Here is a 25777-nt window from a genome sequence, read left to right on the forward strand (position 1 = left end):
CTCGGCAGCGGCGTGAGACGCCTCGCTGCTGTGCCTCAGGGTTCGCTCGCTGCGCTCGCTCACCTGGCGACGGTAGAGTCGCGCGGCGTAGTCGAGGTGAACGTCGGGTGGCGGGCAGATGGCCAGGCCCGGTGTGTGATGCTGTCGCTGATGAGCGAGCCCACTGAATCCCGCCGAGAGCGTGCCGCCCGGCGGGCCGGAGAGTTTCCGGCCGCCCCCGAGCCGCTGCCCCGGCCGGTGCTGGACAGCCACACCCACCTGGACATCACCGTCAGCGAGGCCGGCGTGCCCGGCGGCGGGCCATCCGACGACCCGGTGGGCACGGCGATCGCGCTGGCCACCAAGGTCGGCGTGGACCGGCTGGTCCAGGTGGGCGTGGACGTCGCCTCGTCACGGTGGGGCGCGGACGCCGCCGACCGGTACCCCGCGGTGCTGGCCACCGTCGCGCTGCACCCCAACGAGGCGCCCCGCCTCACCGACCTCGACGAGGCGCTGCGGCAGATCGAGTCGCTGGCCGCCCGCGACCGGGTCCGGGGGATCGGCGAGACCGGGATGGACTTCTTCCGGACCGGCGACGACGGGCGTGCCGCGCAGGAGCACAGCTTCCGGGCGCACATCGCCATCGCCAAGCGGTACGGCAAGGCGCTGGTCATCCACGACCGGGACGCGCACGCGGACGTGCTGCGGATCCTCGACGACGAGGGCGCTCCCGACCGGGTGGTGCTGCACTGCTTCTCCGGTGACGCCGACTTCGCCCGCGAGTGCGTCCGCCGGGGCTACCTGCTCAGCTTCGCCGGCACCGTCACCTTCGGCAGCGCCACCGCGCTGCGTGAGGCCGCAGCACTCACCCCGGTCGACCAGATCCTGGTGGAGACCGACGCCCCCTACCTCACCCCGACGCCGCACCGCGGCCGGCCGAACGCCTCGTACCTGATCCCGCTGACCGTCCGCGCGCTCGCCGCGACCACCGGCAGTGACCTGGACGAGCTGTGCGCGGCCATCTCCGCCACCGGCGACCGTGCCTTCGGGCCGTGGTGAGCCCGGGCCGGCGGTCGGCCCCGACGTCGCCGCTACGCTGCCAGGCATGACCGGTCTCCTCGGCCCGGCGGAGATCCGGGAACTCGCCGCCCGGCTGGGCGTCGCGCCCACCAAGAAGCTGGGCCAGAACTTCGTGCACGACCCGAACACCGTGCGCCGGATCGTCACCGCCGCCGGGCTGACCCCCGACGACGTGGCCCTGGAGGTGGGCCCCGGCCTCGGTTCGCTGACCCTGGGGCTGCTGCCGGTCGCCGGTCACGTGCACGCCGTGGAGATCGACCCGGTGCTCGCCGGGGCGCTGCCGGAGACCGCCGCGCGGCACGCCGGGGCGGACGCCGACCGGCTCACCGTGCACCGCGCGGACGCCCTGCGCATCCACGCCGCCGAGCTGGCCGATCCACCGCCGACCGCGCTGGTCGCGAACCTGCCCTACAACGTGGCAGTGCCCGTGGTGCTGCACCTGCTCGCCGTGCTGCCCACCCTGCGGCACGGCCTGGTCATGGTGCAGAAGGAGGTCGCCGACCGGCTGGTCGCCGGTCCCGGCTCCAAGGTGTACGGCATTCCGTCGGTCAAGCTCGCCTGGTACGCCCACGCCCGGGGCGCCGGCAAGGTGCCTCCGAACGTGTTCTGGCCGGTGCCCAACGTCGACTCCGGTCTGGTCGCCTTCACCTGCCACGAACCGCCCCGAACCGACGTACCCCGGGAACGGGTCTTCGCCGTGGTCGACGCGGCGTTCGCGCAGCGGCGCAAGACGCTGCGCGCCGCGCTCGCCGGGTGGGCCGGTAGCGCGGACCGTGCCGCCGCCGCGCTCACGGCGGCCGGCGTCGACCCCGGCGCCCGGGGGGAGTCACTGACCGTCGAGCAGTTCGCCGCCATCGCCGCGTCGGCTCCGGTCGGTACGCCGGCCGCGAAGTAGGCTGACGCCCGTGCCCGCCGAGGACGCCGAGGAGCAGATTGTGGCCAACCCCTTCGACATCCGCCTGCGCGTACGGGACCTCACCCCGTGACCGAGGCCTGGCGACCGGACGGCGAGGACGAGCGACGCGGGTCCGTCGGGCCGGTGAAGGTCCGGGTGCCCGCGAAGGTCAATCTGCACCTCGGGGTGGGCCCGTTGCGCCGCGACGGCTACCACGAGCTGAACACGATCTACCACGCCATCTCGATCTACGACGAGCTGACGGCCCGTCGGGGGGACACCCTCGCCCTGACCATGGAGGGTGAGGGCACCGGCGAGCTGGCCCTGGGCGACACCAACCTGGTGATCCGCGCGGCGCACGCCCTCGCCGGGTACGCGGGCGTGCTGCCACACGCCCGGCTGCACCTGCGCAAGCAGATCCCGCTCGCCGGTGGGCTGGCCGGCGGCAGCGCCGACGCCGCCGCCGCTCTGGTGGCCTGCGACGCCCTCTGGGGCACCGGGCTGTCCCGCGACGAGCTGGCCGGGATCGCCGCCGACCTCGGCTCCGACGTGCCATTCCTGATCTACGGTGGCACCGCGCTGGGCACCGGCCGGGGCGAGGCGATCAGCCCCGTGCTGGCCCGCCCGACCTCCTGGCACTGGGTGGTGGCGATCGCCGACGGGGGCCTCTCCACTCCGGCCGCGTACCGCGAGTTGGACCGGCTGCGCGACTCCGGCGCCGCCGGCACCCCGCTGGGCTCCACCGACGCGTTGCTGGGCGCGCTGCGTCAGCGCGACCCGCGGGTGCTCGCCCGGACGCTCGGCAACGATCTTCAGGACGCCGCGCTGGCCATGCGCCCGGCCCTGGCCGACACCCTCAAGGCCGGCGAGGCGGCCGGCGCGCTCACCGGGATCGTCTCCGGTTCCGGCCCGACCTGTGTGTTCCTCACCGCCGACGCGGCCGACGCGGAGCGGATCGCCGCCGAGTTGAACGCCGCTGGTGTGTGCCGGGAGGCGCGAGTCGCGCACGGCCCGGTCGTCGGCGCCCGCGTCGGCTGACGGGTCGTCCCACCCGGCCTGCGGGCGCGCGGCGCGGGTGTCCGGGGCGTCCGCGTACCCTTGAGGCAGGCGTCCAGGTGCCCGCCGGCACCGGGACGCCTTGATCATGAAGGGTGGAACGTGGCGAACATCGTCAATCTGGACCGGGTGTCCAAGGGGTACGGCGCCGCCGGGCGGCTGCTCACGGACGTCTCGCTCGGTCTGGACGACGCCGACCGGATCGGCGTGGTCGGCCTCAACGGCGCCGGCAAGTCCACCCTGCTGCGGCTGCTCACCAAGCAGGAGGATCCCGACGACGGCCGGGTGACCCACCGCCGCGACCTGCGCGCGCTCTGGCTGCCGCAGCAGCTCACGCTCGCCCCCGACGCCACCGTCCGGGACGTCGTGCTCGGCACCGCCTGGCTCAACGAGGGCATGGGCGCCGAGCACGAGTGGGCCGGCGACGCCGGCGTCCGCGGCATCCTCGACGGCCTCGGCATGCCGCACCTCGGCCTCGACCAGCCGGTCGGCCCGATGTCCGGTGGCGAACGCCGCCGGGTGGCACTCGCCGCGCTGCTCGTCCGCGACTCCGACCTGCTGATCCTCGACGAGCCCACCAACCACCTCGACGTCGGCGGTGTCGACTGGCTGGCCCGGCACCTGGTCGGCCGCAAGGGCGCCCTGGTCGTGGTCACCCACGACCGGTGGTTCCTGGACGCGGTCTGCACCACCACCTGGGAGGTCGCCGACCAGACCGTTCGCGCCTACGAGGGTGGATTCGCCGCCTGGACCCTCGCCCGCGCCGAGCGCGAGCGCGTCGCCGCCGCCACCGAGGCCCGCCGGCAGAACCTGCTCCGCAAGGAGATCGCCTGGCTGCGCCGTGGCCCGCCGGCCCGGACGTCCAAGCCCCAGTTCCGCATCGACGCCGCGAACGCGTTGATCGCCGACGTGCCGCCGGCGCGGGACACCATGTCCCTGCAGCGCATGGCCACCTCGCGGCTCGGCAAGCAGGTGTACGACCTGGAGAACGTCGAGCTGCACGCCGGCCCCAAGGAGATCCTGCGCGACGTCACCTGGCTGGTCGGCCCCGGTGACCGGATCGCCATCCTCGGTGCCAACGGCGCCGGCAAGACCACCCTGTTGCGGATGCTCGCCGGCATCACCCGTCCCGACGGTGGCCGCCTCGGCACCGGCTCCACCGTGCGGCCCGCGTTCCTCTCCCAGGAGCTCACCGAGCTGCCCGGGCACCTGCGGGTGCTGGAAGCCGTCGAGGAGGTCGCCCGCCGGGTCCAACTCGGTGACCGGGAGGTCTCCGCCGCGCAGCTCGCCGAGGTGTTCGGCTTCGACGACCGCCGACTCTGGACCCCGGTCAGTGACCTCTCCGGTGGGGAACGCCGCCGGTTGCAGATGCTGCGGCTGCTCGCCGGCGAGCCCAACGTGCTGCTCTTCGACGAGCCCACCAACGACCTCGACACCGACACCCTCGCCTCGCTGGAGGACCTGCTCGACTCGTGGCCCGGCACGATCATCGTGGCGAGCCACGACCGCTACCTGATCGAGCGGGTCACCGACACGGCGTACGGGATGTTCGGCGACGGTCGCCTGGTGCACCTGCCGGGCGGGGTGGACGAGTACCTTGCCCGGACGGCCGAGCGGGCCGGCTCCGCCCCCCGGGTCGGCGTGAACCCGACCGCCGCGCCCACCGGCCCGAGCGCGGGTGGCATGTCCGCTGCCGAGGTCCGCCAGGCCCGCAAGGAGCTGAGCCGGCTGGAACGGCAGCTCGGCAAACTCGACCAGCGCGAGACGACGCTGCTCGGTCAGCTCGCGGCGGACGCCACCGACTATGCCCGGGTGGCCGAGTTGGACACCCAGCTCAAGGATCTGCGCGCCGAGCGGGAGCGGATCGAGGAGAGCTGGATGACCCTCGCCGAGGACCTGCCGGAGAGCTGACCGGGCCGGGCACGCCGGGCGAGGACCGTGTGCGGCGTCACACCGCCACATGCGAGACAATCGTCGGTGACACCTACCCCACGGCGTTGGAGACACAGACATGGCACACACCCCCGTCAACCACCCCGCGCGGCCGATCTACCGGGCGATCGGCGGGCTGACCGGTCTGTACCTGGTGGTCTTCGGTGTGCTCGGCATCATCGCGAGCATGGGCGACGAGATCCTCGCCCAGGACGACACCCGGGTCCTCGGTCAGGGCACCAACCTCGGCTTCTCGCTGCTCAGCGTGCTGCTCGGGATCATCGTGCTGGTCGGCACGGCGCTCGGCCGCAACATCGACGTGGCGATCAACCAGTGGCTGGCGTACGCCCTGATGGTGATCGGCCTGGCCGGCCTCGCGTTCATCCGGACCGACGCCAACATCTTCAACTTCAGCATCACCACCGTGGTCGTGGTGCTGTCGGCGTCCCTGGTGCTGCTGATGGTCGGCATGTACGGCAAGGTCGGGTCCGAGGATGAGGCGGAGGCGTTCCAGAAGGCTCGTCTCGTTCTCTGAGCTGCTTGGTTGGTTGCGGTGGTGGTTTTCGCCGGAGCCCGAGCTGCTCCGGGCGGTCAGGCTTGATCCCTGCGCAGCTCGGGCTCCGGCGAAAACCTGACCTGGTCCTGCCTGTCGGCGGACCTCCGCCATTGCGGTTTTCCGGACAGTCGGCTCCGCCTGGGCGACAATCCTCCTGAACGGTTGATTCAGGGGGTCTCGGTATGCCGCACTTTCCGGTGAACCATCCGGCACGGCCGCTCTACCGGGTCCTGTCCGGTCTGATCGGCGTCTACATCCTGGTCTTCGGCGTCTGGGGCGTCGCCGAGACGATCGGTGACCCGCTCTTCGCCCGGAACAGCACCTGGGCCCTCGGACTCCGGACCAACCTGGCCTTCTCGCTCGCCTCGGTGATCTTCGGTGTCGTTCTGATCATCGGGGCGTCGCGGCGCAGCAACCTCGGCCACTACATGAACCTCATCGCCGGTGTCGTGTTCCTGGTGACCAGCATCCTGATGATGTCCGTGCTCCAGACCGAGGCGAACTTCCTCAACTTCTCGATGTCGACAGTGGTGGTGTCGATGCTGTTCGGCCTGATCCTGCTCGGCACCGGCCTGTACGACAAGATCGGCCCACCGGAGCACGCGGAGGCGGAGCTGGAGCGCCGCAAACACCCGGTGGCCGACGCGCACCGCCGCTGATCGGGCTCAGCGGCGCCGGCCGTTCATCGGCTCAGCGGCGCCGGCCGTTCATCGGGCTGAGGGGCGCCGGCTGGTGATCAGCGTCGGCTTCGCCTCCAGGTGCGACAACCCGTTCCAGGCCAGGTTGACCAGGTGCGCCGCCACCGTCTCCTTGCGCGGCTTGCGGACCTCCAGCCACCAGCGCCCGGTCAGTGCCACCATGCCGACCAGCGCCTGCGAGTACAGCTCGGCGAGCTTCGGGTCGTACCCCCGGCTCTTGAACTCGGCGCCCAGGATGTGCTCGACCTGGTGGGCCACGTCGTTCATCACGCTGCTGAAGTTGGCAGTGCCGGCCATCAGCGGCGACTCGCGGACCAGCACCCGGAAGCCGCTGGCGTCCTCCTCGATGTAGCCCAGCAGGGCCAACGCCGCCTGCTCCAGGAGCTCTCGGGGGTGCCCGGCGGTCAACGCCGTGGTGATCCGGTCCAGCAGGGCGCGGACCTCGCGGTCCACCACCACCGCGTACAGGCCTTCCTTGCCGCCGAAGTGCTCGTACACGACCGGCTTGGAGACCTTGGCGCGGGCCGCCACCTCCTCGATCGAAGTGGCGTCGAACCCGCGCTCGGCGAAGAGCTGCCGGCCGGTCGCGATCAACTGCTCCCGCCGTTGGGCCGCCGACATGCGGACCCGGGAGGCGGGTTTGGCCTTGGGTGCCGCGGCCGGGGCCGGCGGCGTCACCCGTCGGCCGCCGGCACCGGCAGCATCGCCGTCACTGACCTCGGGCATGTCGCCGCCTCGCTGGCGCTCGGTGACGCCCTGCCGTGGAATGGTGCCTCCGCTGTGCCCGTTCACGTCGTCGCCTCACTGTCGGGCGGTGCGACCGCCCTGCCGCGCCGTCCGACCGTACCCGGATCGGGCCCGGCTCCCCGTCTGCCGAGCCGTCCGGTCCCCCCGCGTGGCTCGGTCACCCGGCCATCCTGCCAGGCGGCATCTCGGAGCACCGCCCGGTTTTAGTGGGGTGCGACCGGCTTCACCAGCTTCGCGGCGAGGCGCTCCGGCTTTGGCCAGCGCACCTGCGTCGCGGCGCCGACCTTCTCGAACAGCCAGATCACCCGGGCGGAGATGTCCACCTGACCCCGCAGGACACCGTGCCGGGCGCTGGTCGGGTCGGCGTGGTGCAGGTTGTGCCAGCTCTCGCCGAAAGACAGGATCGCCAGCGGCCAGAAGTTGGATGCGCGGTCGCCCTGGCGCATCGCGAACGGGCGCTCGCCGTAGACGTGGCAGACCGAGTTGATCGCCCACGTGACGTGGTGCAGCAGACCGATGCGGACCAGCCCGGCCCAGAAGAACGCGGTCAGCGCGCCCTGCCACGACCAGGTCACCAGGCCGCCGATCAGCGCGGGGCCGAGCAGCGAGACGGCCACCAGCGCAGGGAAGAGCTTGTCGACCCGGCTGATGTCGCGGTCGGCGATGAGGTCCGGAGCGAAGCGCGCACGGTTGGACAGCTCCCGGCGGAACAACCAGCCCACGTGTGCGTGGAACAGGCCTCGGGTCAGCGCCCAGAAGCTGGTGCCGAAGCGCCACGGCGAGTGCGGGTCGCCCTCCATGTCGGAGAACGCGTGGTGTCGGCGGTGGTCGGCGACCCACTGGATGATCTCGCCCTGCACCGCCAGGGAACCGGCGACCGCCAGCGACACCCGCAGCCACCGCTTGGCCTTGAACGAGCCGTGGGTGAAGTAGCGGTGGAAGCCGACGGTGATGCCGAGCCCGGAGACGACATACCAGACCAGGCCGATGACCACGTCGGTCCAGCCCAGCCAGCCGCCCCAGGCCACCGGCACGGCGACCAGCAGGGCGACGAAGGGGATGACCACGAAAGCCCAGAGGGCGGCCAGGATGCCGGAGGACTGGCTGCCGTCGGTGAGTGGTTTGGGGCCGGGTCCGGCGGTGTTGGGATCGAGCAGAGCAGTGGACATGGGACCTCGCAGGGGGATGGTTACGATCACGAAGCTACGCCTACGTCACCGTAACTTACGGCACCGTAGATCGCACGAGGAAGTTCGAAAGCTCCTCACGTGCCCGTCGAAAGCCGCAGGTCAGGTGCCGTCGGCGCAACTGGGGGCGGCGTCGTCCACTGACGCGACTCGCGTGCGCTGCCCTGGCACCCGCGAATCCCCGACACATCGGGGGAACCGGGTTGATCAGCGGGCCCGCGTGGCAGGCTCTCGCCCCGCGCTCCCGCGTCGCTCCCGCTCTGCGGCGGGATGAGCGATGGCGTCGGACGGCAGGGACGCTAAGGTGTAGCGGCGGGATGTTCATCCCCCTGATGCGACGTGCTCGCGTCGCTGATCGGCCGTGGTGTAATTGGCAACACCCGGGTCTTTGGTACCCGTATTTCAGGTTCGAACCCTGGCGGCCGAGCTGCCCATCTACGTCCTGTTTAAGGGTCGGTGGGGGTAAGAGGAAGACAGGCCGGGCCTCGCGGTTAGCATGACCGCGAGAGTGTCCGCCGTCCCGACGGGAGCCACGTCGTGCCCCAGCCCCACCTTCGTACCGTCGTCGTTCTCGCCGCCGGTGAGGGCAAGCGGATGAAGTCGACACTGCCCAAGGTGCTGCACCCGCTGCTCGGACGGACGCTGCTCGGTCACGTGCTGAGCGCCGCCGCGCCGCTGGCCGCGGACCGCACAGTCGTCGTGGTGGGGCACGGCGCCGACCAGGTCCGGGCCCACCTGGGCGAGGTCGCCCCGGACGCCACGCCGGTGCTCCAGGCCGAGCAACTCGGCACCGGGCACGCCGTGCGGATCGCCCTGGACGCCGTCCCGGACGGCGCCGGCACCGTCGTGGTGATCAACGGGGACGTGCCACTGCTGCGACCCGAGACGGTGGGCGCGCTGGTGACCGCGCACGAGCAGGCCGCCGCGGCAGCCACAGTGCTGGCCGCCGAGGTGCCCGACCCGACCGGGCTCGGTCGGATCGTCCGGGACGCCGACGGCCGCCTGGAGCAGATCGTCGAGGAGCGCGACGCCGACGCGACGCAGCGTGCGATCCGGGAGATCAACGCCGGGATCTACGCGTTCGACGCGGCACGGCTGCGCGAGGCGCTGAGCAAGCTCTCCACCGACAACGACCAGGGCGAGGAATACCTGACCGACGTCTTCGGCCTGCTCCGCTCGGCCGGTGAGCCGGTCGCGGTGCACATGGCCGACGACCACGTCGAGACGTTGGGCTGCAACGACCGGGTGGAGTTGGCGACGCTGCGCCGGCTGCTGCGCGACCGGGTCAACGAGGCGTGGATGCGTACCGGGGTGAGCCTGCTCGACCCCGCGACCACCTGGATCGACGTGACGGTGGCTCTGGACCGCGACGCGGTGGTCGACCAGAACACCCAACTGCGCGGCGGCACCGTGGTCGGCGAGGGCGCAATGATCGGGCCGGACGTCACGCTGGTCGACACGATCGTGGGCCCCGACGCGTCGGTGGTCCGCAGCCACGCCGTCGGCGCCGAGATCGGCGCGGGCGCGAGCGTCGGGCCGTACGCGTACCTGCGGCCGGCGGCCCGGCTGGCCGAGAAGGCGAAGGTCGGCACGTTCGTCGAGGTGAAGAACTCGCAGATCGGCGCCGGCTCGAAGGTGCCGCACCTGACCTACGTGGGCGACGCGACGATCGGCGAGCAGACCAACATCGGCGCCGCGTCGGTCTTCGTGAACTACGACGGCGTCAACAAGTACCGGACCGTGATCGGCAGCCACGCGCGCACCGGTGCGGACAACATGTTCGTGGCGCCGGTCGAGGTCGGTGACGGGGCGTACACCGCCGCTGGCTCGGTGATCGTCGACGACGTCCCGGCGGGCGCGATGGGTGTGGCGCGCGCACGTCAGCGCAACATCGAGGGCTGGGTCGTGAAGCGTCGCGCCGGCACGGCTGCGGCGGAGGCGGCGCAGCGGGCCCAGGACGCGAAGGGTGCGCAGCCGAACGGTGACGCGAAGGGTGCGTCGTGACACCCGGCACCGCAAGCGACAGTGAGGCAATCCACGGGGTGACCGAGACGGTGGGCGGCGCATCCGGCACGGGAGATACTGCAACCGAATAGTCCCCGACCCACCACCACCGGGTCGGGTACCGCCGACAAAACGGGAGCAGACGGGCCCATGGGCAGCATCGTCGCCGAAAACCGCAAAAGCCTGATGCTCTTTTCCGGACGTGGCTTTCCGGAGTTGGCCAAGGAGATCGGCGAGGTGCTCGGCGTCGCGCCGACCCCGGCCGACGCGTACGAGTTCGCCAACGGCGAGATCTTCGTACGGTTCAAGGACTCGGTGCGTGGTTCGGACGCCTTCGTGGTGCAGTCCGTCACGCACGGGGTGAACACCTGGGTCATGGAAACCCTGATCATGGTGGACGCGCTGAAGCGGGGGTCGGCCAAGCGGATCACCGTGGTGCTGCCGTTCTACCCGTACGCGCGGCAGGACAAGAAGCACCGGGGTCGGGAGCCGATCTCGGCCCGGCTGGTGGCGGACCTGCTGAAGACCGCGGGCGCGAACCGAATCCTCACCGTCGACCTGCACACCGCGCAGATCCAGGGCTTCTTCGACGGCCCGGTGGACCACCTCTTCGCCATGGACATCCTTGCCGAGTACGTGGAGCACAAGTACGCCGGCCGGCCAATGACCGTGGTGGCCCCGGACTCGGGCCGGGTGCGGGTGGCCGAGCGCTGGACCGACCGGTTGGGCGGCTGCCCGCTGGCGTTCATCCACAAGACCCGTGACCCGATGAAGCCGAACCAGGTCGTTGCGAACCGGGTGGTCGGCGAGGTCGAGGGCCGGGTCTGCCTGATCGTCGACGACATGATCGACACCGGTGGCACGATCGCCAAGGCCGCCGACATCCTGAAGGAGTCGGGGGCGGCGGAGATCGTGGTCGCGTCCACCCACGCGCTGCTGTCCGACCCGGCCACGGAGCGGCTGAAGAACAGCTCGATCAGCGAGATCGTGGTGACCAACACCCTGCCGCTTCCGCCGGAGAAGCAGTTGGACAAGCTGACCGTGCTGTCGATCGCGCCCCTGCTGGCGCGGGCGATCCGGGAGGTCTTCGACGACGGCTCGGTGACGACCCTCTTCGGCGGCCTGAGCTGAGCATCGCGCGTCGGTGAGCCCCGTTTCCGCCACTCGCCGCGCCGGTGGGAGCGGGGCTGTCAAACTGGTGGAAACGGGGCCGGCGCGCTGGTGGGAGCACCACCAGCGCGCCGGTCTGGAGCCGTGAACGGGGACTGCCGGAAACCCTGGAAACAGCTCGGGTAGACTGGTGCGGTTGCCACGGCGAGGGTGCCCGGCGGGCCGCTGAAAAGCGCCGCACGGAGGCACCGTCATCGACGCGGTGCTCCGGGCAGTCGTTCATGACGCATGAGCCCCAGCGAGCCCCTCGCCCCAGCACCGCAAGACGACAAGCCGCCGCAGCGAAAAGCATCAGGAGTTTCCCCGTGTCCGAGGTAAAGATCAGCGCCGAGCCCCGCACTGAGTTCGGCAAGGGTGGTGCCCGCCGTACCCGCCGGGCCGGCAAGGTGCCCGCCGTGCTGTACGGCCACGGCGAGAAGCCACAGCACATCTCGCTGCCGTCCCGGGAGTTCGCCGCCGCGATCCGCAAGGGCGGTGCCAACCAGCTCTTCGCGATCGACATCACCGACGGCACCCAGGTGCTCGCGCTGCCGAAGGCGATCCAGCGGGACCCGATCCGCGACACCTTCGAGCACGTCGACCTGATCCTGGTTCGTCGGGGCGAGCAGGTCACCGTCGACGTTCCGGTTCAGCTGACCGGCGAGGCCGCACGGGACACCCTGATCGTGCACGACCACGACACTCTCTCGGTGACCGCCGACGCCACCAAGGTTCCGGACCACCTCGAGGCCTCGATCGACGGCTTGGAGGCGGGCACTCTGGTGACCGCCGGTGACGTCAAGCTGCCGGCCGGCGTCGAGCTGGCCGTCGACTCGGACCTGACCGTCGCGTCGATCACCGCCGCCCCCACCGCCGAGCAGCTCGAGGCGACGCTGCCCGAGGTCGAGGTTGCCACCGACGAGGCCGAGGCCGAGGTCGGCGAGACCACCGAGGGCTCCGAGGGCGCGGACACCGCTGCCGAGACCACCGAGGCGCGTACCGAGGCCTGATCGGTTCGTACTGTGCGACAGGCGTCCCCGGATCTTCGGGGGCGCCTGTCGGCGTATCGGGAGTCGGTGGGATGGACGTCGGGAGGGACAGGGTCGTGACGGACGAGGCGTGGCCGTGGTTGGTGGTCGGCCTGGGCAACCCCGGTCGGGAGTACGCCGGGAACCGGCACAACGTCGGGTTCATGGTGGCTGACCTGCTGGCCGGGCGGGTCGGCGCGCGGTTCGGGCGGCACAAGCGGGCGGTGGCCGAGGTGGCCGAGGCGCGGCTGGGGTTCGGTGGACCGAAGCTGGTGCTGGTCAAGCCACTTACGTACATGAACCTGTCGGGTGGGCCGGTGGCGGCTCTGGCCCAGTTCTACAAGGTGCCGACGACGCAGGTGATCGCGGTGCACGACGAGCTGGACATCGAGTTCGGTCAGGTGCGGATCAAGTTCGGCGGCGGTGAGGGCGGGCACAACGGCCTGCGTTCGATGTCGAAGTCGTTGGGCACGAAGGATTACGTCCGTGTGCGGTTCGGCGTCGGCCGACCGCCGGGGCGGCAGGATCCGGCGGATTACGTACTGTCGGATTTCGGCGCGGCAGAGCGCAAGGAAGTGGATTTCCTGGTGGACCGGGCCGCCGACGTGGTGGAGTCGGTGATCGTCAAGGGCGTGGAGCCGACGCAGAACCTCTACCACGGCAGTTAGAGACTTCCCGACAGTCTCTGGCCGGGCGGGGCGTACCGGATCGGAAACGGCGGGCCGGTAGTCTGCGCCTTTCGGCGTGCCGCGACCGGCGACGCGGGTCGCGGCGAATCGGTCCGTGCGGGCACGGGTCGCGGCGAGGCGACGGGAGCGGACAGATGACGAGTCCTCCGATGATCGATGGAGCGTTCGCCCGATGGTTGGCGTCCCGGGCCGGGCAGGCATTGCTCGACCTGCGGACGGAGATGGGTTTCGCCGACGCCGGCGCGCTGAAGTCGGCCGGGGACAAGGTGTCGCACGACCTGATCCGCACGGAGCTGGCGAAGTGGCGGCCGGGTGACGCGGTGCTCTCCGAGGAGGACGAAGGTTCGCGGTTGGCCTGGGCGGCGGAGGTGAACACCGGAGCGGTGTCGCGGTTGACCGCGGACCGGGTGTGGATCATCGACCCGTTGGACGGCACCCGGGAGTTCTCCGAGGAGGGCCGCTCGGACTGGGCGGTGCACGTGGCGCTCTGGGCGCGTCGCGCGCCGAGCCCGCACGGGCTGGTCGCCGGTGCCGTGGGGCTGCCGGCGCAGCACCGGGTGCTGGGCACTGACTACCCGCCGGCGTACCCGCCGATGACGGTGGAGGCGGCGACGGCCGGCGAGCGGAAGATCCGCCTCGCGGCGAGCCGGAGCCGGCCGCCGGTCTTCCTCACCGACCTGGCCGAGGATGTCGGGGCGCACCTGGTGCCGATGGGCTCGGCCGGAGCGAAGATCGCCGCCGTCGTCACCGGCGAGGTGGACGCGTACATCCACGCCGGTGGGCAGTACGAGTGGGACTCGGCTGCCCCGGTGGCTGTGGCGACGGCCACCGGACTGCACGCTTCCCGGATCGACGGATCTGCGCTGAGATACAACGAGGCGGATCCGCGCCTGCCGGACCTCCTGGTCTGCCGTAAGGATCTCGCCACCCGGTTGCTTGCAGCGCTGCAGAGACATTCCGGGTAGCCTGAGCGCACTTTCTTGACATGTCCGACCGGAAAGGTCTGGAAATCGGATGAGCGAGCGAATCGAGCCGGAGTCATGACCACCCCCGCGGCGTACCGGGTCTCCCACCTGGACGCCCTGGAGGCGGAGAGCATCTTCGTGATGCGCGAGGTCGTGGCCGAGATGGAACGCCCGGTGCTGCTCTTCTCCGGCGGCAAGGACTCGATCGTCATGCTGCGCTTGGCGCAGAAGGCGTTCGCCCCGGCCAACATCCCCTTCCCCGTCATGCACGTCGACACCGGGCACAACTTCCCCGAGGTCCTCGAATACCGCGACCAGCGGGTCGCCGAGCTGGGGTTGCAGCTCGTAATTGCGAGCGTGCCGGAGGCCCTGGCGAGCGGCATGGTCCGCGAGTCCGGCGACGGCATGCGCAACCGGATCCAGACACCGGTGCTGCTCGACGCGGTGGAGAAGCACCGCTTCGACGCCCTGTTCGGTGGCGCCCGCCGCGACGAGGAGAAGGCCCGGGCGAAGGAGCGGGTCTTCAGCTTCCGCGACGAGTTCGGCCAGTGGGACCCGAAGAACCAGCGACCGGAGTTGTGGTCGCTGTACAACGGCCGCCACCACCCCGGCGAGTCGATCCGGATCTTCCCGCTGTCCAACTGGACCGAGCTGGACGTCTGGCACTACATCGCCCGGGAACGCATCCCACTGCCCTCGATCTACTACGCGCACGAGCGTGAGGTGATCGAGCGGGACGGCATGTTCTACGCGGTCAACGAGTTCTTCCGGCCCCGGGCGGGCGAGGAGCGGTTCAAGGCGCAGGTGCGCTATCGCACCGTGGGCGACGCCTCCTGCACCGCCGCGGTCCGATCCGACGCGGACACCGTGGAGAAGGTCATCGAGGAGGTGGCGGCCACTCGGATCACCGAGCGCGGCGCGACCCGTGGTGACGACCGGGTCAGCGAGGCCGCCATGGAGGACCGCAAGCGGGAGGGCTACTTCTGATGAGCACCGAGATCGTGGCGTCCGCGAATGCGGAGGCCCGGGCAGTTACCGGGGCCGGGCCGGAGGCCCGGGCTATGGACCTGCTGCGGTTCGCCACCGCAGGCAGCGTGGACGACGGGAAGTCGACCCTGATCGGCCGGCTCCTCTACGACACGAAGTCGCTCTTCACCGACCAGTTGGCGGCGGTCGAGGCGGTCAGCGCGGCCCGTGGCGACGAATACACCAACCTGGCCCTGCTCACCGACGGTCTGCGCGCCGAGCGGGAGCAGGGCATCACGATCGACGTGGCATACCGGTACTTCGCCACCCCGCGCCGCAAGTTCATCATCGCCGACACCCCGGGGCACATCCAGTACACCCGCAACATGGTCACCGGGGCGTCCACCGCAGACCTGGCGTTGATCCTGGTGGACGCGCGCAAGGGCCTGGTCGAGCAGTCCCGCCGGCACGCGTTCCTGTGCTCGCTGCTGCGGGTGCCGCACCTGGTCCTCTGTGTCAACAAGATGGACCTGGTGGACTGGTCGCAGGAGGTCTACGAGCGGATCGCCGACGAGTTCACCGCGTTCGCCGCGAAGCTCGACGTGCCGGATCTGACGGTGGTGCCGATCTCCGCGTTGCGCGGCGACAACATCGTCGCCCGCTCGGAGAACATGCCCTGGTACGAAGGCCCGTCGCTGCTGCACCACCTGGAGCGGGTGCACATCGCGAGCGACCGCAACCTGGTCGACGTCCGGTTCCCCGTGCAGTACGTGATCCGCCCGCAGTCGACAACTGTCACCGACTACCGCGGTTACGCCGGTCAGGTCGCCTCCGGCGTGCTCAAGCCGGGTGACGAGGTGATGGTGCTGCCGTCCGGCTTCACCAGCCGGATCGCCGCGGTGGAGACCGCCGACGGGCCGGTCGCGGAGGCCTTCCCGCCGATGTCGGTGACGGTACGACTGGCCGACGAGATCGACATCTCGCGGGGTGACCTGATCTGCCGCCCGAACAACGCGCCGGCGGTGGCCCAGGACATCGAGGCGATGGTCTGCTGGATGGACGAGACGACACCGCTGCGGGTCGGCGCCCGGTACGCGATCAAGCACACCACCCGGTCGGCGCGGGCCATCGTGCGCGGGCTGCACTACCGGTTGGACATCAACTCGCTGCACCGTGACGAGTCGGCCGAGGAGCTGCGGCTCAACGAGATCGGCCGGGTGCGGCTGCGGACGACGGTGCCGCTGCTGGCCGACGAATACCGGCGTAACCGCACCACCGGGGGCTTCGTCATCATCGACGAGACCACCAACCGCACGGTGGGCGCCGCCATGATCGTCGAAGCCAGCTAACCGAACCCCGGCCCGACCCACCCCACCCCCTGTCCAGCCCGTCCGGTGATCAAGAGGTTTGCGTCAGTCCGAGCCCGGATTCTGACGCAAACCTCTTGATCAACCCCGGCGGGGTGGGTGGGGTGGGGTGGGGTGGGGGGTTAGGGGAGGCGGGTTGCGCCGGGGGCGGGGACGACCGTCAGGGTGCCGGGGGCGGTGAAACCGCGCTCGGCGTACGCGGCCGTGACGGCTGCGGCGACCTCGTCGGCTCGGTCGGCCTCGACCAGGGCGAGAACGCAGCCGCCGAAGCCGCCGCCGGTCATCCGGGCACCCAACGCGCCGGCCGCCAACGCCGCCTCGACCGCGGTGTCGATCTCCGGCACGGTGATCTCGAAGTCGTCGCGCATCGAGACGTGCGATGCCGTGAGCAGCGGGCCGATGTCGCGGACCCGGGCGGCGCGGAGCAGCGCCACCGTGTCCAGTACGCGCTGGTCCTCGGTGACCACGTGTCGGACCCGCCGTCGGGTCTCCTCGTCGTCGAGTTGGGCCAGCGCGGTGTCGAGCTGGTCGACACCCACGTCCCGCAGCGCGGTGACCCCGAGTGCGCTGGCCCCCGCCTCGCAGGAGCGGCGGCGGGCAGCGTACTCACCGTCGGCGTGCCGGTGCGGCGCTCGACTGTCGATGACCAGCACCGCCAGCCCGGCCGCGTCCAGGTCGAAGGGGATCTGCTCGACCGACTCGTCGCGGCAGTCCAGGAAGAGGGCGTGCCCGGCGCGGCAGCGGATCACCGCAGACTGGTCCATGATGCCGGTCGGCGCGCCCACGTAGACGTTCTCCGCCCGCTGCGCCAGCCGGGGTTGCAGCTCGGGGGAGAGCTCCAGCCCGCCGAGGTCGAGCAGCGCGGCCAGCACGGCCGACTCCAGTGCCGCCGAGGAGGAGAGACCGGAGCCCAGCGGCACGTCCGAGGCGATCGCGAGCCGGGCACCCGGCACCGGGTGGCCGGCCTCGCGGAGCGCCCAGACCACCCCGGCGACGTACGCGCCCCAGCCGGTCACCCGACCCGGCTCGGCGATGTCGTCCGCGCCGAAGGTGATCGTCTCGCCGGACAGCTCGGACCAGACCGTCCACTGGTCGCCGTCCTGTCGGTCGGCGGCGACCACCGTCCGCAGCGGCAGCGCGAAGGGCAGCACGAACCCTTCGTTGTAGTCGGTGTGCTCGCCGATCAGGTTGACCCGGCCGGGAGCCGCCCAGTGGCCGGTGGCCTTGCCGCCGTACTGCTTGGTGAAACCCTCGGCGGCCCGCTCGGCGACGTCGCCGGTGGGGTTGGTCATGACTGCTCCAGGACGTGCGCGCGGTAGAACGCCCAGGCGTCGCCGACCATGTCGTGCAGGGTCGGCTTCTCGGGCACCCAGCCCAGCTCGTCGCGGGCCAGCGCGGAGGAGGCGACCAGCTCGGCGGGGTCGCCCTCGCGGCGCGGCGCGACCTCGACCGGCACGGGTTGCCCGGTGACCTCGCGGACCACGTCGACCACCTGGCGGTTGCTGAAGCCGTTGCCGTTGCCGAGGTTGTAGATGCGGTGCTGGCTCGCGGTGGCGGCGCCCAACGCCAGCAGGTGTGCCCGGGCGAGGTCGGCGACGTGGATGTAGTCGCGGACGCAGGTGCCGTCGACGGTGGGGTAGTCGTCGCCGAAGAGCTGGAGCTTCTCCCGCCGGCCGGCGGCGACCTCCAACGCGATCGGAATGAGGTGTGTCTCCGGGTCGTGCCGCTCGCCGAGCGAGACGTCACCGTCGAGGTGGGCGCCGGCCACGTTGAAGTAGCGCAGCGAGACGGCGGCCAGCCCGTGTGCGACGGCCTCCGAGGTGAGCGCCATGTCGGCGGCGAGCTTGGTGGCGCCGTACGTGTTGGTGGGCGCCTTGACCGCGGTCTCGCCGATGGGCAGCTCGGTGGGGTTGCCGTAGACGGCGGCGGTGGAGGAGAAGACCATGCGGGGCACCCCGGCGGCCCGGACCGCGTCGATCAGGGCGAGCGTGCCGACGGTGTTGTTCTGCCAGTACAGCTCCGGCTTGACCATCGACTCCCCGGCGGCGATCAGGGCGGCGAAGTGCAGCACCCCGTCGAAGCCGGCGTCCGGGGTGACGATGCGGGCGGCGTCGTGGATGGACGCCTGCACGTGGGTAGCGTCCGGCGCGAGCGCCTCGCGGTAACCGGTGCGCAGGTCGTCCAGGACGACGACCTGGTGGCCCGCGTCGAGCAGCATCCGGGTCACCACGCTGCCGATGAAGCCGGCGCCCCCGGTGACGAGCAGTTTCACGTCGTTGCCTCCTGCCTGGCCCGCCCGGGACGTGGCCCTTCGTGATCACCCTAAGACGACTGCCGGCACCGTCGCCGACGCCGTCGTCATCCCCATCCCATCATAATCTCTCACGATTAAACAGAGCCGAACATCTGTGGTCCGCGCCGCGTGATCCCCCGGTGCGACGGGCCAACGGTGTCTACCATCTCTGTCATGCGGGAAGCGGCCCGTACCGGGCTCCGGCGACGCGTGCGGGTGCCGCCCCGCCGCGACCCCGGGCCGCTCGCCCGGGCCGTCGCCCGGGTGCTGGTCCGCGCCGCCGATGGTGCCACCCGACTCGTCACCGATCTGCTCGGGGCGGGCCCGGCAGCCGGCCGGGAGCGCATCTCCGAAGCCGAACTGCGGGACCTGGTCGCTGCGAACACGGTGCTCGACCCGGACGAGCGGCACATCATCGACGAGGTCCTGGTCGCCGGTGCCAGCCTGATCCGCGAGGTGATGATGCCGCGCACCGAAGTGGTCTTCCTCCCGGCGCGGCTGACCATCGCCGAGGCCGCCCGGTTGGTCCGCGCCGAGACGCACACCCGTTACCCGGTCACCGACGGCACCCACGACGACGTGGTCGGCTTCGTGCACCTCCGTGACGTGCTGCTGCGCCCGGACACCGACCCGTGCGTCACCGTAGGTCAGCTGGCCCGGGAGGTGAAGCGCCTCCCCGGCAGCAAGCGGGTGCTGCCCGCACTGACCGAGATGCGTCGAGAGGGCCAGCACCTGGCCGTGGTGGTTGACGAGTACGGCGGCACCGCCGGGATCGTCACCCTGGAGGACCTCATCGAGGAGCTGATCGGCGAGATCCACGACGAGTACGACGCCACGCCGGACCCGGTGCGCGCCGGCCTGCCCGCCGTGGTGGACGGCCGTCTCAACCTCGCCGACTTCGCCGAACGGACCGGGGTGGCACTGCCCGCCGGCCCGTACGAGACGGTTGGTGGGTTCGTGATGGCCGCGTTGGGCCGGCTTCCGGTGGACGGCGACGAGGTCCCGGTGCCCGGTGAACCCGACGAGGGCGACGTGCCCGACGCGGTTGGCACGACGGGCGGCTGCCTGCTGCGGGTGCTCGCGTTGGACGGCCGCAGGGTGGCCCGGCTCGCGGTCTCCGCCGTCCACCCAGCCGAGCAAGGCCAAGAGCCCGACAGCGGGCAACGCCACCAGACGGACGCCGGGCAGCGCCACGAGCCGGACAGCGTGGCGGCTCGGGGCGGCGGCTCCGGGCCGGCGCGGGAGGCCGTGGGCGGACAGCAGCGCCGGGTCGCGGTCGGGCCGACGCGCCGGGTCGGCGCGGGCGAACCACGCGAGGTCAGCAGCCCGACATCGGCGGGCCGCGGCCGACCCGCCGGCCCGTCATGACGGACCCGGTTGGTTGCTGACAGAATTATCGCCATGTCCGACGTTCCCGCCCGCCCCCGCGTCTTCTCCGGTATCCAGCCGACGGCCGACTCGTTCCACCTCGGCAACTACCTGGGCGCGGTACGGCACTGGGTGGCTCTCCAGGAGACCCACGACGCGTTCTACTGCGTGGTGGACCTGCACGCCATCACCGCGGGGCACGACCCGGCGCTGCTGCGCCAACGGACCCGGGTGGCCGCCGCCCAGCTCTTCGCGGTCGGGCTCGACCCGGATCGCAGCACCCTGTTCGTGCAGTCGCAGGTGCCCGAGCACCCGCAGCTGGCCTGGGTGCTCGGCTGCATCACCGGCTTCGGTGAGGCCAGCCGGATGACCCAGTTCAAGGACAAGTCGCAGAAGCACGGCAACGACAGGTCCAGCGTCGGGCTGTTCACCTACCCGATCCTGCAGGCCGCCGACATCCTGCTCTACCAGGCCAACGCGGTGCCGGTCGGTGAGGACCAGCGGCAGCACCTGGAGCTTTCCAGGGACCTTGCCCAGCGGTTCAACTCGTTGTTCGGCCAGACGTTCACGATCCCGGCGCCGCACATCGTGAAGGACACCGCCAAGATCACCGACCTTCAGGACCCGACGGCGAAGATGTCCAAGTCGTCGTCCTCGCCGGCCGGCATCATCGACCTCCTGGAAGACCCGGCCCGATCCGCCAAGAAGATCAAGTCGGCGGTCACCGACACCGGTCGCGAGATCGTCTTCGACACCGAGACCAAGCCGGGTGTGTCCAACCTGCTGACCATCCACTCGGCGCTGAGCGGTCGGAGCATCGACGAGCTGGTGGCCGCCTTCGCGGGCCGCGGCTACGGCGACCTGAAGAAGGAGTTGGCCGAGGTCGTCACCGACTTCGTCCGCCCCATCCAGGAGCGCACCCGCGGCTACCTCGACGACCCGGCGCAGCTGGACAAGCTGCTCGCCAGCGGCGCGGAGAAGGCCCGCGCGGTGGCCGCGACGACCCTGCGGTCCGCGTACGAGCGGGTGGGGTTCTTCCCGCCCGTTCGTGGCGAGTAGCTCGCGGGACAGGTGGACGGGTCGGTGGCCGGAGGGGCGGCGCGAAGCGTGGATCGCAGTGGCGGGGTTTCGCCGACCGGCGACACCATCCAGATCGGCATCGCGGTGGACATTCCCGAGCCGTGGGGTGCCCAGCTCACCCGGCGGCGCGTCGAGGCCGGCGACCCGCTCGCGGTGCCCGCGCACGTGACGTTGCTCGGGCCCACCGAGATCCAGACGGCCAACCTGCCCGCTGTCGAGCGGCACCTGGCCGCCGTCGCCGCCGGGCACCTGCCGTTCGCGCTGCACCTGCGGGGCACCGGCACGTTCCGTCCGGTCACCCAGGTGGTGTTCGTCGCGGTGGCCGCCGGGATCAGCGAGTGTGAACTGCTGGCCGCCGCGATCGCCGCGGCACCAGGTCTACAACGGCAGGCGCGCTTCCCGTACCATCCGCACGTCACCGTGGCGCAGGACGTGCCGCCGGAGGCCCTGGACAAGGTGTACGAGGACCTGGCCGACTTCTCCGCGATGTTCGAGGTCGACGCGTTCACCCTCTTCTCGCACAGCGGGGAGGCCCGGTGGCAGCCGCGTCGGGACTTCCGCCTCGGCGACTGAGCCGTCGGCGACGCGCCGATCGGTGAGCTTCGGGAGCCGGTTGCCACGACGGCGGTGGGAGATCGGCGAGGATGATCGCGTGAACGTGATCGGCCGCATCGAGGCGGGCATCGACCGCTGGGTGAGCGCCGCGCGCCGCCGGTCGGGCCTCTTCGACCACGTCTGGCGGGCCGGCGCCCTGTACGCCGACGTGCTGGCCGGGCGGTTGGCCGCAGCGATCGCCTACTACGGCTTCTTCGCGGTGTTCGCTCTCGCCCTGGTCGCGTACTCCATCTTCGGCGCGATCCTTGAGGACAACGACGAGGTCAGCGCGGCGGCGGCCGACTTCCTCAAGGAGAATCTGCCGTTCCTGGACGCCGAGCAGATCGCCAACTCCAGCGGCACTGTCGGTGTGGTCGGCCTGGTCATCCTGGTCTTCACCGGGATCGGCTGGGTGGAGGCGATCCGGTCCTCGCAGCGGTTGATGTACTCACTCAACCAGCAGCCGGGCAACCTGGTGATCCGGCGGCTGGTCGACCTGGGCGTGATGATCGGCATCTTCGTGCTGCTCGGCGTCTCGGTCGCGGCGGTGGACGCGTTGGAGTCGGTGCTGCGGTTCCTGTTGCGCAGCACCGGGTCGGTCGGTCTGACCACGATCAGCGCGGTGCTCAGCGTGCTGGTCAACGCGGTGCTCGCCACCGCGTTGCTCCTCGCGGTGCCCCGGCTGCGGATGAGCCGGTCCCGGCTTCGTCCGGTGGTGCTGCTGGTGGCGATCGGCATCACGCTGTTGAACACCGTCGGGCGCTACTACGTGGTGCGTACCGAGCGGAATCCGGCGTACACCGTTGTGGCTGGCGCCGTTGGTCTGCTGCTCTACCTCTACCTGCTCAATCAGCTGGTGTTGTTCGGCGCGGCGCTGCTCGCGACCAGTTCGAACGGGCGGGTGGTGGACCTGGCGGAGGCCGCCGCTCCGCCCAAACCGGCCGACGAGGACACCGACCCCGGTACGCCGGGCGGTGGGGGCTGATGACGGAAGGTGCCCACGTGCTGATCTCGGTCGACCCGGACTCGTCGGTGCCCCCGTACGAGCAGGTGCGCGGGCAGCTTGCCGAGATGATCGGCGACGGCCGGTTGCCGGTCGGCAGCCGCCTGCCCACCGTCCGGCAGCTCGCCGCCGACCTGAGGCTGGCCGCGAACACGGTGGCCCGGGCGTACCGGGAGTTGGAGGTGGCCGGGCTGCTGGAGACCCGGGGGCGCAACGGCACCTTCGTCGCCCCTGGCCGGGACGACGCTGTCGACCGGTTGCAGCGGGCGGCGGCCGGGTACGCGGCCGAGGCGGCTCGGCTCGGCGTGGCGCCGGCCACCGCGCTCGCTCTGGTCCGTGCCGCCCTGGATGCCGCCCGCCCCGGCTGACCGGCCGCTGATCGACCGCCGGACGGGCGGTAACTGAGCCGAAAGGCTTCGTGGCTCGCGTTTGCGGACCATGATGAGCCGGTGGGCGCACTCATGACACTGGACCTGCCGGCGGACTCACCGCTTCTCGGCCTGCCGTGGATCATCACCTTCGGTCCGCTCGGTGACCTCGACGAGTGGGAGCCGGTGGTCTGCGGGCCGTACGAGCGGCCGCACGCGTTGGCGCTGGCCGAGGCGGTGGTGGCCGAGGAGCAGTTGATGGCCGTGGTGGAGCCGCTGCTGCCGGCGCTGTCGGCCGACGAGATCCGCAGTGAGATAGCCGCTGCGCAGGTCGCCGCCGAGGACGAGGCCCGCCAGGTGGAGGGGGCCGACCTCTACGGTGACTTCGAGGACGTGATCGACGAGGAGTTGGACGCCGCCGCCGACGAGGCGGGGCACGGCGAACCCGTGGAGCCGCCGGACGAGGCCGAGGTGCGCGCCGGCTTCACCCGGATCGCGGCGCTGCTCACCGCGAAGTGATCCCGGGAACGGTCAGCGGGTCGCGGCGACTCCCGGGAGACGGTCAGCGGGTCGGTGCCGAGTCCAGCACGCAGAACTCGTTGCCCTCGGGGTCGGCGAGCACCGTGAACTGTTCGGATCCGGTCTGACCGATGTCGACATGGCGTGCGCCGAGGTCGATCAGGCGCCGTACCTCAGTCTGCGGGTCGGTGTCGGCGACCAGGTCGAGGTGCAGACGGTTCTTGCCCCGCTTGCCGGTGCCGGACCCCTGCAACCAGAGGGTGGGCGCCGTGGCGGACGGGCCGCCCGGGGGCAACAGCTTGGCGCTGCCGTCGTCGCCCTGCTCGGTGTCGTAGCCGAGGGCCGCCGACCAGAACGACACCATCAGGTCAATGTCCTCGACGTCTAGTGTGCACTGCGCAATCCGTACGCCCATGGGTTTCCGGTACCCACGGCGGCGGCGGTAAACACGCCGGGCCCGGACGGACACCGGCGCCACGCGGAACGGACTCCGCGTGGCGCCAGCGCCACCTCACCCCCCACCACAAGGGGTTGGTAGCCCAGTCGCCCGTTGGCGCGGGGCACGACGGACGACCAGGTCGAAAACGAGTTACCCGCTCAGCGCCGTTCCAACCAGGCTGCCGCGTCGACCGGCAGCAGGTGACCGGAGCCCTGCTCGGTGAGCGTGTCGCTGGCGACGAGCGGCTGACCGTACCCGTCGATCAGGACCGGCGCGCCGCTGAGGTTGACCACGCAGGTCAGCACGGTTTCGCCGGCGGTGCGGGAGAAGGCGAGCACGTCCGGCCCGCTCTCCAGCCAGGTGACCCCGCCGGCGTCGACAGCCAGCGCCGGGTGGTCGCGGCGGATTCGCAGCGCGGCCCGGTACAGCTCCAGCGTCGAGCCGGGTACGCCGCTCTGCGCGTCGACGGAGAGGGCCCGCCAGGTGGCGGGGGTGGGCAGCCAGCTCGCCTCGCTGCCGGCTGGTCCGAAGCCGTACGGGGCCAGGTCGCCGCTCCACGGGAGTGGCACCCGGCAACCGTCGCGGCTCTCGCCGGTGCGCAGGAACGCCGGGTCCTGGCGCAGCTCGTCGGGAAGGTCGAGGACCTCGGGCAGGCCCAGTTCCTCACCCTGGTAGAGGTAGGCGCTGCCGGGCAGGGCGAGCATCAGCAGGCTGGCGGCGCGGGCTCGGCGCAACCCCTCGACGCCGTCGCCGTAGCGGGTGACGTGTCGCTGCTTGTCGTGGTTGGAGAGCACCCAGGTGGTCGGTGCGCCGACCACCGTCGACTCGGTCAACGCGGTGTCGATCACCTTGCGGAACGAGTCGGCCGTCCAGGTGGCGTCGAGGAAGTCGAAGCTGAACGCCTGGTGCAGCTCGTCCGGGCCGACGTAGCGGGCGAGCCGTTGCGGGGTCTCGGCCCACGCCTCAGCGACCGCCATCCGACCGCCGGGGTAGCTGTCCAGGATGGGCCGCCAGGCACGGTAGATCTCGTGCACCTCGTCCTGGTCGAAGTAGGGCAGCCGGCCCTTTCCGAGCAGTTCGACCTGGCGCTGGCCGGTGGTCATCGTGCTGAAGCCGACGTCCGGCAGCCCGTCCGCCTTGATCATGCCGTGTGCCACGTCGACGCGGAACCCGTCCACGCCCCGGTCCAGCCAGAACCGCAGCACGTCCTCGAACTCGGCGCGGACCTCCGGGTGGCGCCAGTTCAGGTCCGGTTGGGCCGGGTCGAACAGGTGCAGGTACCACTGACCGTCGGCGGTCCGGGTCCAGGCCGCGCCGCCGAAGATGCTCTCCCAGTCGTTCGGGGGCAGCTCGCCGTGCGGGCCCTGGCCGTCGGCGAAGAGGTAGCGGGCCCGCTCCGGCGAGCCGGGGCCGGCGGCGAGGGCGGCGGTGAACCAGCGGTGCGAGCTGGAGGTGTGGTTGGGCACCAGGTCGACGATGATCCGCAGGTCGAGGGCGTGCGCGTCGGTGATCATCGCGTCGAAGTCGGCGAGGGTGCCGAACATCGGGTCGACGTCGCGGTAGTCGGCGACGTCGTACCCGCCGTCGATCATCGGGGAGGTGTAGAACGGGGTCAGCCAGAGCGCGTCCACCCCGAGGTCGCGCAGGTACGGCAGGCGTTGCCGGATGCCCTGAAGGTCACCGACGCCGTCGCCGTCACTGTCGGCGAAGCTGCGGACGTACACCTGGTAGACGACCGCGGAGCGCCACCAGTCGTCCTCGGTGGCGTGCGGCGGGGTGGTGGTGCTGATCATCCGAGCAATATGCCGGCCCGCC

At 71.3% G+C, this 25777-nt stretch carries 23 protein-coding genes, 1 tRNA gene and 2 pseudogenes; 20 read left to right on the top strand and 6 right to left on the bottom strand.

Going from position 1 to position 25777, the window contains the following annotated elements; translation table 11 throughout:
• Positions 1 to 138 precede the first annotated feature (138 nt).
• The 6 genes from CLT68_RS10140 to CLT68_RS10165 all read left to right on the top strand — a co-directional run bounded on the left by CLT68_RS10140 (position 139) and on the right by CLT68_RS10165 (position 6157).
• On the top strand, positions 139 to 1038 hold the full coding sequence (locus CLT68_RS10140) for a TatD family hydrolase (protein WP_099850376.1): 900 nt from the start codon (positions 139 to 141) through the stop codon (positions 1036 to 1038).
• A 46-nt stretch (positions 1039 to 1084) separates the two neighbouring features.
• On the top strand, positions 1085 to 1954 hold the full coding sequence (rsmA, locus tag CLT68_RS10145) for a 16S rRNA (adenine(1518)-N(6)/adenine(1519)-N(6))-dimethyltransferase RsmA (protein ID WP_099850378.1): 870 nt from the start codon (positions 1085 to 1087) through the stop codon (positions 1952 to 1954).
• Between the two features lie 87 nt (positions 1955 to 2041).
• Positions 2042 to 2992 carry a 4-(cytidine 5'-diphospho)-2-C-methyl-D-erythritol kinase gene (locus CLT68_RS10150; RefSeq protein ID WP_099850380.1) on the top strand — a complete coding sequence of 317 codons (951 nt, stop codon included), beginning with the start codon at positions 2042 to 2044 and terminating at the stop codon, positions 2990 to 2992.
• Between the two features lie 120 nt (positions 2993 to 3112).
• Entirely contained in the window at positions 3113 to 4921 is a 1809-nt protein-coding gene (locus CLT68_RS10155; RefSeq protein WP_088951421.1) for an ABC-F family ATP-binding cassette domain-containing protein, read from the top strand.
• Positions 4922 to 5021: 100 nt separating this feature from the next.
• The gene (locus CLT68_RS10160) at positions 5022 to 5477 is read left to right on the top strand and encodes a DUF4383 domain-containing protein (protein ID WP_099850382.1); all 456 of its coding nucleotides are present in this window, start codon (positions 5022 to 5024) and stop codon (positions 5475 to 5477) included.
• A 203-nt stretch (positions 5478 to 5680) separates the two neighbouring features.
• Positions 5681 to 6157, top strand: coding sequence for a DUF4383 domain-containing protein (locus CLT68_RS10165; protein ID WP_099850384.1), 477 nt, complete (start codon positions 5681 to 5683; stop codon positions 6155 to 6157).
• A gap of 48 nt (positions 6158 to 6205) precedes the next feature.
• Here CLT68_RS10165 and CLT68_RS10170 read toward each other — a convergent pair whose 3' ends face one another.
• Positions 6206 to 6922, bottom strand: a complete 717-nt coding sequence (locus CLT68_RS10170) for a TetR/AcrR family transcriptional regulator (RefSeq protein WP_099856998.1) — start codon at positions 6920 to 6922, stop codon at positions 6206 to 6208.
• A 224-nt stretch (positions 6923 to 7146) separates the two neighbouring features.
• On the bottom strand, positions 7147 to 8112 hold the full coding sequence (locus CLT68_RS10175) for an acyl-CoA desaturase (RefSeq protein WP_099850386.1): 966 nt from the start codon (positions 8110 to 8112) through the stop codon (positions 7147 to 7149).
• Between the two features lie 373 nt (positions 8113 to 8485).
• Between CLT68_RS10175 and CLT68_RS10180 the strand changes: the two genes are divergently transcribed.
• The 8 genes and pseudogenes from CLT68_RS10180 (at position 8486) to CLT68_RS10215 (ending at position 16280) form a co-directional block, all read left to right on the top strand.
• Positions 8486 to 8557, top strand: a tRNA-Gln gene (locus CLT68_RS10180).
• 167 nt (positions 8558 to 8724) lie between these two features.
• Positions 8725 to 10226, top strand: a pseudogene (gene glmU, locus CLT68_RS10185) (bifunctional UDP-N-acetylglucosamine diphosphorylase/glucosamine-1-phosphate N-acetyltransferase GlmU).
• Between the two features lie 58 nt (positions 10227 to 10284).
• Positions 10285 to 11265: a ribose-phosphate diphosphokinase gene (locus CLT68_RS10190; RefSeq protein WP_030329105.1), complete on the top strand. Its 981-nt coding sequence runs from the start codon at positions 10285 to 10287 to the stop codon at positions 11263 to 11265.
• Between the two features lie 344 nt (positions 11266 to 11609).
• The gene (locus CLT68_RS10195; protein ID WP_099850390.1) at positions 11610 to 12293 is read left to right on the top strand and encodes a 50S ribosomal protein L25/general stress protein Ctc; all 684 of its coding nucleotides are present in this window, start codon (positions 11610 to 11612) and stop codon (positions 12291 to 12293) included.
• Positions 12294 to 12364: 71 nt separating this feature from the next.
• Positions 12365 to 12979, top strand: a complete 615-nt coding sequence (pth, locus tag CLT68_RS10200) for an aminoacyl-tRNA hydrolase (protein ID WP_371408316.1) — start codon at positions 12365 to 12367, stop codon at positions 12977 to 12979.
• A 155-nt stretch (positions 12980 to 13134) separates the two neighbouring features.
• Positions 13135 to 13965 (top strand): inositol monophosphatase family protein, encoded by an 831-nt coding sequence (locus CLT68_RS10205; protein ID WP_099850392.1) that lies wholly within the window; start codon positions 13135 to 13137, stop codon positions 13963 to 13965.
• Positions 13966 to 14040: 75 nt separating this feature from the next.
• Positions 14041 to 14952 (top strand): sulfate adenylyltransferase subunit CysD, encoded by a 912-nt coding sequence (cysD, locus tag CLT68_RS10210; protein ID WP_088951429.1) that lies wholly within the window; start codon positions 14041 to 14043, stop codon positions 14950 to 14952.
• Positions 14952 to 16280 (top strand): GTP-binding protein, encoded by a 1329-nt coding sequence (locus CLT68_RS10215; RefSeq protein WP_099850394.1) that lies wholly within the window; start codon positions 14952 to 14954, stop codon positions 16278 to 16280. Before cysD ends, CLT68_RS10215 begins: the two co-directional genes overlap by 1 nt.
• A 140-nt stretch (positions 16281 to 16420) precedes the next feature.
• Here CLT68_RS10215 and galK read toward each other — a convergent pair whose 3' ends face one another.
• Together galK and galE are read right to left on the bottom strand one after the other, a co-directional pair.
• Complete coding sequence (gene galK, locus CLT68_RS10220) at positions 16421 to 17590, bottom strand: galactokinase (RefSeq protein ID WP_099850396.1); 1170 nt, start codon at positions 17588 to 17590, stop codon at positions 16421 to 16423.
• On the bottom strand, positions 17587 to 18516 hold the full coding sequence (gene galE, locus CLT68_RS10225; protein ID WP_231927529.1) for a UDP-glucose 4-epimerase GalE: 930 nt from the start codon (positions 18514 to 18516) through the stop codon (positions 17587 to 17589). Before galE ends, galK begins: the two co-directional genes overlap by 4 nt.
• Positions 18517 to 18765: 249 nt before the next feature.
• Between galE and CLT68_RS10230 the strand changes: the two are divergent.
• The 6 genes and pseudogenes from CLT68_RS10230 to CLT68_RS10255 all read left to right on the top strand — a co-directional run.
• Positions 18766 to 19740: pseudogene (locus CLT68_RS10230) on the top strand (hemolysin family protein); the annotation flags it as partial.
• A gap of 252 nt (positions 19741 to 19992) precedes the next feature.
• Positions 19993 to 21018, top strand: a complete 1026-nt coding sequence (gene trpS / locus CLT68_RS10235) for a tryptophan--tRNA ligase (RefSeq protein WP_088951433.1) — start codon at positions 19993 to 19995, stop codon at positions 21016 to 21018.
• Positions 21019 to 21042: 24 nt separating this feature from the next.
• Positions 21043 to 21612, top strand: coding sequence for a 2'-5' RNA ligase family protein (locus CLT68_RS10240; protein ID WP_172862155.1), 570 nt, complete (start codon positions 21043 to 21045; stop codon positions 21610 to 21612).
• Positions 21613 to 21691: 79 nt separating this feature from the next.
• On the top strand, positions 21692 to 22618 hold the full coding sequence (locus CLT68_RS10245) for a YhjD/YihY/BrkB family envelope integrity protein (protein ID WP_099850398.1): 927 nt from the start codon (positions 21692 to 21694) through the stop codon (positions 22616 to 22618).
• Entirely contained in the window at positions 22618 to 23004 is a 387-nt protein-coding gene (locus CLT68_RS10250) for a GntR family transcriptional regulator (RefSeq protein ID WP_099850400.1), read from the top strand. Before CLT68_RS10245 ends, CLT68_RS10250 begins: the two co-directional genes overlap by 1 nt.
• 81 nt (positions 23005 to 23085) lie before the next feature.
• A complete protein-coding gene (locus tag CLT68_RS10255; RefSeq protein ID WP_030486628.1) occupies positions 23086 to 23523 on the top strand; it encodes a hypothetical protein in 438 nt (145 codons plus the stop codon).
• A 43-nt stretch (positions 23524 to 23566) separates the two neighbouring features.
• Here the strand turns inward: CLT68_RS10255 and CLT68_RS10260 are convergent, their stop codons facing one another.
• Complete coding sequence (locus CLT68_RS10260) at positions 23567 to 23938, bottom strand: VOC family protein (RefSeq protein ID WP_099850402.1); 372 nt, start codon at positions 23936 to 23938, stop codon at positions 23567 to 23569.
• A 182-nt stretch (positions 23939 to 24120) separates the two neighbouring features.
• Positions 24121 to 25755 (bottom strand): glycoside hydrolase family 13 protein, encoded by a 1635-nt coding sequence (locus CLT68_RS10265; protein WP_099850404.1) that lies wholly within the window; start codon positions 25753 to 25755, stop codon positions 24121 to 24123.
• Positions 25756 to 25777: the final 22 nt, after the last annotated feature.

The sequence above is a fragment of the Micromonospora sp. CNZ299 genome (assembly GCF_002754415.1).

Coding starts and splice junctions, on each gene's coding strand:
- CLT68_RS10170 (WP_099856998.1), bottom strand. CDS start 6,922: ATGCCCGAGGTCAGTGACGGCGATGCTGCCGGTGCCGGCGGCCGACGG.
- CLT68_RS10190 (WP_030329105.1), top strand. CDS start 10,285: ATGGGCAGCATCGTCGCCGAAAACCGCAAAAGCCTGATGCTCTTTTCC.
- CLT68_RS10175 (WP_099850386.1), bottom strand. CDS start 8,112: ATGTCCACTGCTCTGCTCGATCCCAACACCGCCGGACCCGGCCCCAAA.
- trpS (WP_088951433.1), top strand. CDS start 19,993: ATGTCCGACGTTCCCGCCCGCCCCCGCGTCTTCTCCGGTATCCAGCCG.
- CLT68_RS10215 (WP_099850394.1), top strand. CDS start 14,952: ATGAGCACCGAGATCGTGGCGTCCGCGAATGCGGAGGCCCGGGCAGTT.
- pth (WP_371408316.1), top strand. CDS start 12,365: ATGGACGTCGGGAGGGACAGGGTCGTGACGGACGAGGCGTGGCCGTGG.
- CLT68_RS10165 (WP_099850384.1), top strand. CDS start 5,681: ATGCCGCACTTTCCGGTGAACCATCCGGCACGGCCGCTCTACCGGGTC.
- galK (WP_099850396.1), bottom strand. CDS start 17,590: ATGACCAACCCCACCGGCGACGTCGCCGAGCGGGCCGCCGAGGGTTTC.
- CLT68_RS10265 (WP_099850404.1), bottom strand. CDS start 25,755: ATGATCAGCACCACCACCCCGCCGCACGCCACCGAGGACGACTGGTGG.
- rsmA (WP_099850378.1), top strand. CDS start 1,085: ATGACCGGTCTCCTCGGCCCGGCGGAGATCCGGGAACTCGCCGCCCGG.
- CLT68_RS10160 (WP_099850382.1), top strand. CDS start 5,022: ATGGCACACACCCCCGTCAACCACCCCGCGCGGCCGATCTACCGGGCG.
- CLT68_RS10205 (WP_099850392.1), top strand. CDS start 13,135: ATGACGAGTCCTCCGATGATCGATGGAGCGTTCGCCCGATGGTTGGCG.
- CLT68_RS10250 (WP_099850400.1), top strand. CDS start 22,618: ATGACGGAAGGTGCCCACGTGCTGATCTCGGTCGACCCGGACTCGTCG.
- galE (WP_231927529.1), bottom strand. CDS start 18,516: ATGCTGCTCGACGCGGGCCACCAGGTCGTCGTCCTGGACGACCTGCGC.
- CLT68_RS10260 (WP_099850402.1), bottom strand. CDS start 23,938: ATGGGCGTACGGATTGCGCAGTGCACACTAGACGTCGAGGACATTGAC.
- cysD (WP_088951429.1), top strand. CDS start 14,041: ATGACCACCCCCGCGGCGTACCGGGTCTCCCACCTGGACGCCCTGGAG.
- CLT68_RS10140 (WP_099850376.1), top strand. CDS start 139: ATGCTGTCGCTGATGAGCGAGCCCACTGAATCCCGCCGAGAGCGTGCC.